This is a genomic window from Sodalis sp. (in: enterobacteria) (genome assembly GCF_047607725.1).
Classification (GTDB): domain Bacteria; phylum Pseudomonadota; class Gammaproteobacteria; order Enterobacterales; family Enterobacteriaceae; genus JBLKSS01.
In genome coordinates, this window is the sequence record NZ_JBLKSS010000191.1 from 1 (window position 1) to 6,946 (window position 6,946).

The 6,946-nt window shown below is 53.7% G+C and carries 9 protein-coding genes; 5 read left to right on the top strand and 4 right to left on the bottom strand.

The features are described 5' to 3' along the window. A partial coding sequence (locus ACMX3H_RS15685) for a transposase domain-containing protein (protein WP_415209556.1) occupies window positions 1-109 on the top strand: 109 nt, incomplete at its 5' end. 26 nt (window positions 110-135) lie between these two features. Here ACMX3H_RS15685 and ACMX3H_RS15690 read toward each other — a convergent pair. Continuing rightward, entirely contained in the window at window positions 136-468 is a 333-nt protein-coding gene (locus ACMX3H_RS15690; RefSeq protein ID WP_415211496.1) for an MFS transporter, read from the bottom strand. 419 nt (window positions 469-887) lie between these two features. On the opposite strand from ACMX3H_RS15690, the gene fpr reads away from it, so the two are divergent. From fpr to tpiA, 3 genes are all read left to right on the top strand, one after another. Continuing rightward, window positions 888-1,634, top strand: coding sequence for a ferredoxin--NADP(+) reductase (gene fpr / locus ACMX3H_RS15695; protein ID WP_415211489.1), 747 nt, complete (start codon window positions 888-890; stop codon window positions 1,632-1,634). Continuing rightward, a complete protein-coding gene (locus ACMX3H_RS15700) occupies window positions 1,634-2,209 on the top strand; it encodes a DUF1454 family protein (RefSeq protein ID WP_415211490.1) in 576 nt (191 codons plus the stop codon). The genes fpr and ACMX3H_RS15700 overlap by 1 nt, the downstream gene beginning before the upstream one ends. Window positions 2,210-2,334: 125 nt before the next feature. Further along, window positions 2,335-3,102 carry a triose-phosphate isomerase gene (tpiA, locus tag ACMX3H_RS15705; protein WP_415211491.1) on the top strand — a complete coding sequence of 256 codons (768 nt, stop codon included), beginning with the start codon at window positions 2,335-2,337 and terminating at the stop codon, window positions 3,100-3,102. Window positions 3,103-3,155: 53 nt separating this feature from the next. Here tpiA and ACMX3H_RS15710 read toward each other — a convergent pair whose 3' ends face one another. Together ACMX3H_RS15710 and pfkA are read right to left on the bottom strand one after the other, a co-directional pair. Further along, window positions 3,156-4,157 carry a sulfate ABC transporter substrate-binding protein gene (locus tag ACMX3H_RS15710; protein ID WP_415211492.1) on the bottom strand — a complete coding sequence of 334 codons (1,002 nt, stop codon included), beginning with the start codon at window positions 4,155-4,157 and terminating at the stop codon, window positions 3,156-3,158. 198 nt (window positions 4,158-4,355) lie between these two features. Further along, a complete protein-coding gene (gene pfkA, locus ACMX3H_RS15715; RefSeq protein ID WP_415211493.1) occupies window positions 4,356-5,318 on the bottom strand; it encodes a 6-phosphofructokinase in 963 nt (320 codons plus the stop codon). A 492-nt stretch (window positions 5,319-5,810) separates the two neighbouring features. On the opposite strand from pfkA, the gene psiE reads away from it, so the two are divergent. Then, window positions 5,811-6,209, top strand: a complete 399-nt coding sequence (gene psiE, locus ACMX3H_RS15720; protein ID WP_415211494.1) for a phosphate-starvation-inducible protein PsiE — start codon at window positions 5,811-5,813, stop codon at window positions 6,207-6,209. On the opposite strand, the gene ACMX3H_RS15725 is transcribed toward psiE, so the two are convergent. Beyond that, window positions 6,137-6,706, bottom strand: coding sequence for an isocitrate lyase/phosphoenolpyruvate mutase family protein (locus ACMX3H_RS15725; RefSeq protein ID WP_415211495.1), 570 nt, complete (start codon window positions 6,704-6,706; stop codon window positions 6,137-6,139). The genes psiE and ACMX3H_RS15725 overlap by 73 nt on opposite strands. Between the last annotated feature and the right edge of the window lie 240 nt (window positions 6,707-6,946).

A 6,946-nucleotide genomic window follows, 5' to 3' on the forward strand; every position in this document is an offset into this window, starting at 1 on the left:
CGTGGAGCCGGAAGCGTATCTGCGCCATGTGCTGGCGATTATCGCGGATCATCCCATCAACAAAATCAAAGAGCTCCTGCCGTGGAACCTCACCATCCCTGCTGAATAACTGTCAATACGGCGCTGGGCGTACGCTTACAACGGAAACAGCATGCCGACGCCGGTTCCGATACCTTGGATACCGCAGGCGAATGTCATCAGCGACAGCGATTGGCTCAGCATGGCCAGCATTGTCCCCAGGCAAAAGATCGCCATACCGCTCAAGACGACCGGCCGGCGTCCTACCCGGTCGGAGAGCGGACCATAGATGAGCTGCGAGCCGCCATAGCATAGAAGGTAGGCGGCCACATCAGCCGCTGTATCGCCCCCTCGCGCCACCATCAAATCGCGGGCGATAAGAGGAATGCCAGGCACGTAGTAAATGGTCTGAGCCATCTGCCCAACGGCCACCAGAATAATTAATAACATTAGCACGGATATCGCCCGCGGGTTCATCATAAGAATTACTTAAATAGCTTATTAATTCTGTGTATTGCTTTTAAATAGTGATATATACAGAATATTGGTTAATTTTCAGACATAAATACCACATCCAGGCCCCAAGTCCAGTTAATATCTTCAGTATTCCGAATTCCGACGCTCAAGCTGTAATGTTCGGTGGACAGAAGGTAAATTTTTCTGTACGCGCGCCGTAATTTACGCTTGCCGCACCATGGACTGGATGCGCTAACGAAATTAGCTGATAATGGCAAGTCCGCAGATTGGCGGTTCAGGCCGCGCGCCGGACGCCGGGGCGTCCTGAAGCACAAAACTCAGCCGCTGTGACAGAGCGGATAAACGCATGTCGACCGGGGAACATCCGGCAGGAACTAGGGGGGTTAAACACTATGGCTGAATGGGTAACGGGTAACGTGGTGCAGGTGAAGCACTGGACAGAGAGTCTTTTTAATCTGATCGTGCATGCGCCAGTCGACCCCTTTACCGCCGGACAATTCGCCAAGCTAGGGCTGGAAATCAACGGCGAAAAGATTCAGCGCGCCTATTCCTACGTTAATGCGCCGCGAAATGACAACCTGGAATTTTACCTTGTTACCGTGCCGGAGGGGAAACTCAGTCCGCCGCTGCATGCGCTTGCGCCCGGCGACAGTCTGATGGTGACCAAGGAGGCGGCGGGATTCTTTGTGCTAAACGAGATTCCCCCCTGTGAAAATCTGTGGATGCTGGCGACGGGCACCGCGCTGGGTCCCTATCTATCGATTCTCGAGCAGGGCGAGGGACTTGAGCGCTTCCAGCAGATTATTCTGGTGCATGCGGTGCGCTTTGCTCAGGGCCTTAGCTATCTGCCGCAGATGCTGGAGCTACAGCAGCGCTATAACGGTAAGCTGCGTGTCCAAACGGTGGTCAGCCGCGAGCAGGCTCCCGGATCGCTCACCGGCCGCGTCCCCGCCCTGATTGCCGATGGCTCGCTGGAGGCAGCGGTGGATCTGCGGTTGGACGCCGAAAACAGTCACGTTATGCTGTGTGGCAACCCGCAAATGGTGCGCGACACACAGCAGATGTTGAAGGACAGCCGCGGCATGCGCAAACATTTCAAGCGCAAATCGGGCCATATGACCAGCGAGCATTACTGGTAATGGCGGTGCCGTCCTCTGCGCCGAACAGCCGGGCCGCCGGCGCCTGCCACCAAGGGTATCGCCGGGCCGCCGGCACCGCACCGACCGCCCCGTATCTGCTGGCCGGCGCACCCACTTTTGATACCACGGTGACGAAATTCCGCGAACGGTACAATAGCCATAATCCGACCTTGCCCATCGGCGAATTCCGCGCGTTGGAGGGCCCGAGCGAACCGGCGAATCTTACCCGCGCCGCCAGTAAGATTAACGAAACATTGCATGCCTCCACGGCGCTGGAGAAAGGCAGCGGCAAGATCAAAACGCTGCAGTTTACCTACCTGCCGGTGGAAGGCGGTACCGAAAAGGCCGCTCGCGCGACCGCCATCGCCTACATGGCGGCGCTACTGTGCGAGTTTGAACCGACGATAAGTGTGGAACAGAGCACGGCGCGGGTGTTAGATCTGCTAAGTCGCGGACAGGGTTCACGCTTTTTCCAACAGCAATGGGGCGCGCTGCGCTACGTGGTGGCGGACAATGGCGATAAAGGGCTGACCTTTGCCGTCGAACCCGTCAAACTTGCGCTGGCCGAGCCCTGATTCATGCACGATAAATGACAAAAAGCAAAGCCACCTTAGTATTTCCTCTTTATACTGAGGTCAGGTAAAACTTGCCCTATGGCAGTCATTTTCATCTCTCGCGTTCCCTGAATGGAGGAATAACAATGCGACATCCGTTAGTGATGGGTAACTGGAAACTTAACGGCAGCAAACACATGGTCAACGAACTGATCGCGGCGCTGCGCAACGAACTCAGCAGCGTTGTCGGCTGCGACGTGGCCATCGCCACGCCGGTGGCCTATCTCGACCTGGCGAAACATCATTTGGGCGGCAGCCGAATTGCTCTGGGGGCGCAGAACGTCGACACCCATCTTTCGGGGGCCTTCACCGGCGAAGTTTCCGCCGAAATGCTCAAAGATATCGGCGCGAAATATATAATCATCGGTCATTCCGAACGCCGCACCTATCATAAAGAAAGCGATGACGTTATCGCCGAAAAATTCGCAGTGCTGAAAGAAGCGGGTCTGATTCCGGTATTGTGTATCGGTGAGAGCGAAGCGGAAAACGAAGCCGGACAAACCGAAGCGGTATGCGCTCGTCAGATTGATGCGGTACTGAACAGCCTCGGTGCCAAAGCATTCGAGAATACCGTTATCGCCTATGAGCCCATCTGGGCCATCGGCACCGGCAAATCCGCCACCCCGGCGCAGGCGCAGGCGGTGCATAAATTTATCCGCGGCCATATCGCCAAACATGATGCGGCAATCGCGGAACAGGTCATGATCCAGTACGGCGGCTCGGTCAACGCCGGTAATGCCGCTGAACTATTTACCCAGCCGGATATTGATGGCGCCTTGGTCGGCGGCGCATCGCTGAAGGCTGACGCCTTCGCCGTGATCGTTAAAGCCGCGGCGCAAGCGAAACAGGACTGACGGCCTATATCAGACGACGGAATTCACCGTCATCCTGAAAACATCCGGGCCGGTCATTCGCTGACCGGCCCGGTATGGTTTGTGGCGCTAGGACGGCTGCTAATCTGATCGAAACTGCCGCCGCTGGCGAAGTGTTCCTTCTGGACCTTGGTCCAATCGCCGAAGGTTTCAGCCAGGGTAAACAGCTTCAGCGTCGGAAACTCTTTGGCGTATTCCTTCGCTACAGCCGCGTCGCGCGGACGATAATAGTTTTGCGCCGCGATACGCTGCCCCTCGGTTGAATAGAGATAGTTAAGATACGCCGTGGCGACATCGCGGGTTCCGCGCTTATCCACCACTTTATCCACCACCGATACCGTCGGCTCGGCTAAAATCGATTCACTCGGGGTGACGATTTCAAACTGATCCTTGCTGTTCAGTTCATTAATAGCCAACAATGCCTCATTTTCCCAAGCGATAAGCACATCCCCCTGGCCGCGCTCAACAAAGGTGTTGGTTGCGCCGCGGGCGCCGGAATCGAGCACTTCCACATTCTTAAACAGCGCTTTCACAAACGCCTGCGCTTTGGCCTGATCGTTATTATTCTGGTGCAGCGCATAGCCCCAGGTCGCCAAATAGTTCCAGCGCGCACCTCCAGACGTTTTCGGGTTAGGCGTAATAATCGACACGCCGGGTTTGATCAAATCGGTCCAATCATGAATCTGTTTCGGGTTTCCTTTACGCACCAGGAAAACGATGGTTGATGTGTAAGGCGCGGAATTGTCAGGCAGGCGCGTAATCCAGTTTTTATCAATGCGTCCGCGTTCGGCGATAGCGTCCACATCCGCTTCAATACCATTGATAACGGAAGTCGCCTGTTTACCGGAACCGCCGTGAGACTGGCGCACCGTAACATGATCGCCGGTTTTTTGCTGCCAGTATTGGCTAAACGCCTTATTGTATTGCTGATAGAATTCGCGGGTAGGATCATAGGAAACATTCAGAAGCTGTACATCCTTAGCCATTACGCTTCCTGATAGCAACATGAGTAATACGCCGGCACGCCATTTGGACATATTTCACTCCATATGGAAATTTTTTGGAATTGAAAACGTTTTCTGCAGAGAGTGGCAGAAAAATATAGCCAGCTAAAAGAATATAAAAATAGTTTATATAACCAAAGAATATAATGTGGATTAACAGCATGAGGGGAGCCGGCACACGGGGCGCCAAAGCGCTTGCCCTCAGCAGCGAGGGCAAGCCAACCGGCGAAATCAGAAGAGTTTTTTCGCCGTCTCCAGGATATCGCTGCGGAAGGGCCGTTTCATATTTTCGATGGCGTCAACGATATCGTGATGAACCAACCGCTCATTTTGCACCCCGACACAGCGGCCGCCATAGCCCTGCAACAGCAGTTCGATGGAATACGCGCCCATGCGCGAGGCCAAAATACGATCATACGCCCCCGGACTACCGCCGCGCTGGATATGGCCCAGCACCGTGGCGCGGGTTTCCCGTCCCGTTTCTTTTTCGATGTATTGCGCCAGCTCGGCGACATTACAGATGTGTTCGGTGATCGCGACAATGGCGTGTTTTTTACCTTTAGCAATACCCGCCTTGATTTCGTAGACCAGGTCTTCCGGTTTGAATTCCACTTCAGGTAGTACAATGAATTCGCAGCCGCCGGCGATGGCTGCCGCCATGGTCAAATCACCGCAATAACGCCCCATGACTTCCACGATGGAGATACGTTGATGTGACGTAGAGGTATCGCGCAGGCGGTCAATAGCCTCGACGACGGTTTCCAGCGCGGTAAAGTAGCCAATGGTGTAATCGGTGCCCGCCACGTCATTATCAATCGTGCCAGGCAGGCCAATGCAGGGGAAACCCATTTCAGTCAGGCGCTTGGCGCCCATATAGGAGCCGTCGCCGCCTATCACCACCAGTGCATCCAGGCCGCGCTTGGTCATGTTTTCAATAGCGATAGCGCGTGTGCCTTCCTCTCGGAATTCCGGAAAACGCGCGGAACCGAGAAAGGTACCGCCGCGGTTGATCATATCCGAGACGCTATAGCGGTCCAGTTTCGCCATCCGATCCTGAAATAGGCCCAGGTAGCCGTCATAAATTCCATAAACTTCCAGACCTTCGGAAAGCCCGGCCCGCACGACGCCCCGGATGGCCGCATTCATTCCTGGTGAATCACCGCCGCTTGTCAGTACACCGATTTTTTTAATCATGACTACCTCTGAACTTAAAATACCGCTTGTAGAATACAATACGTTTGTTACCGCTTTTCCCATCAGCAACGAATGCCGAGGCTTGTGATGAAAGAGTATAACAAAACGCCAAAGCTGAATTGATTCAGGTCAGACTACTTTCCAATACTTAGCGAATAAATACCCGTTTTGCGGTACATATCATACTGTAAAACGTACCCGGCCGCTTTCGCTTTAATGCGCCCGCCGTCGTCACATCAGCGGGTGAAAACCCCTGCCGCCAAGCGTTTACCGGTGCTATTATGGTGCTGCTTATACATCTTTTTAGTACCAACCGCTCTCGCGCGACGGGGCAGTCCGTTTACCGAGGTAGCGCGCCCCGCCTTACTTAAACCGCAGTTAAACCGGACGCCGGTTAACCGCCTCAGTCTAATTTTGTGACATAAATCACATTGAAAAGCGTTATACTACCACAGAGATCCCCAGACAATGTTAACGCAGGGTAATGACACCATGATTTCCGGAACGCGTATTGCCGATGCACTGCAAATGGTTTTGAATATCGGCCTGGTATGCTTGAGTATAATCTTGATTATTTTCTTGGGCAGGCAAACCTTCGATTTGGGACAGGTACTGCTCAACGCTGGGGAGCAAAGTTCCACCTACCTGCTAATCGAAGGCATCGTCATTTATTTTCTTTACTTTGAATTTATCGCTCTGATAGTGAAATATTTTCAGTCCGGGTATCACTTTCCCCTACGTTACTTTATTTATATTGGCATCACGGCCATCATCCGACTCATCGTCGTCGATCATGAAAACCCGCTGGATACGCTGTGTTATTCCGCCGCCATTTTGATATTGGTGGTGACATTGTGGCTGGCCAATAGCCCGAGACTGATGCGCGAATAAGCCCGGGCGGCGGCCGATTTTTTGCGGCGTGCGATATCATCCGCGCCGCTGCTATCCAGCCCGGTTTTCGCCGTCGCTTTTATCTGAGAAATTTGCTCTCCACCGCGCGCATTTTGGCGTCGCCTTGTAGCGCAATAATATCGCTCACGGTCGGTAATGCGGTGTCCACACGATGAATGCCGCCATCGTGCCGTATCTGCCCAAAGAGACTGCGCATCGCCCGCAGCGCGGATAGCGTGATTTCCGTAAATGACGATCCCTACTTTGCCGCTGGCGGCAATGGCCGACTCGGTAAGCTGTGGATAGGCCGTAGGCACCAGCGGAACCGGAACCTGGCCTGCCCAGGCATCGATGAAAGCGAGGATCTCGGCGGGCGTTTTCTGCCGGGAATGGATGAGGATCGCATCCGCGCCCGCTTCTTGGTATGCGTAAGCCCGGCGCAATGCTTCTTCCTGGCCCAGCCCTGCTATCAACGCCTCAACCAGGGCGATGATCACTAAATTGTTATCCTGGCGGGCGTCGATAGCAGCGCCAATCTTACCCTGAAAGTAAGCGCCCCGTGGAGGACGTCTTGAATTATTGGTGGGTTTGTTCTATGAGACAGTAAACCTACGTTACACGCTTATGCTCATTGCATTTTCACATTATATTGATTTTAATAACTTTTATTTCCATCCCGGTTTGAGTGATATGAAATTAGTGGTTCTGAAGTTTGTGATAGTGTCCATTAAAATTTA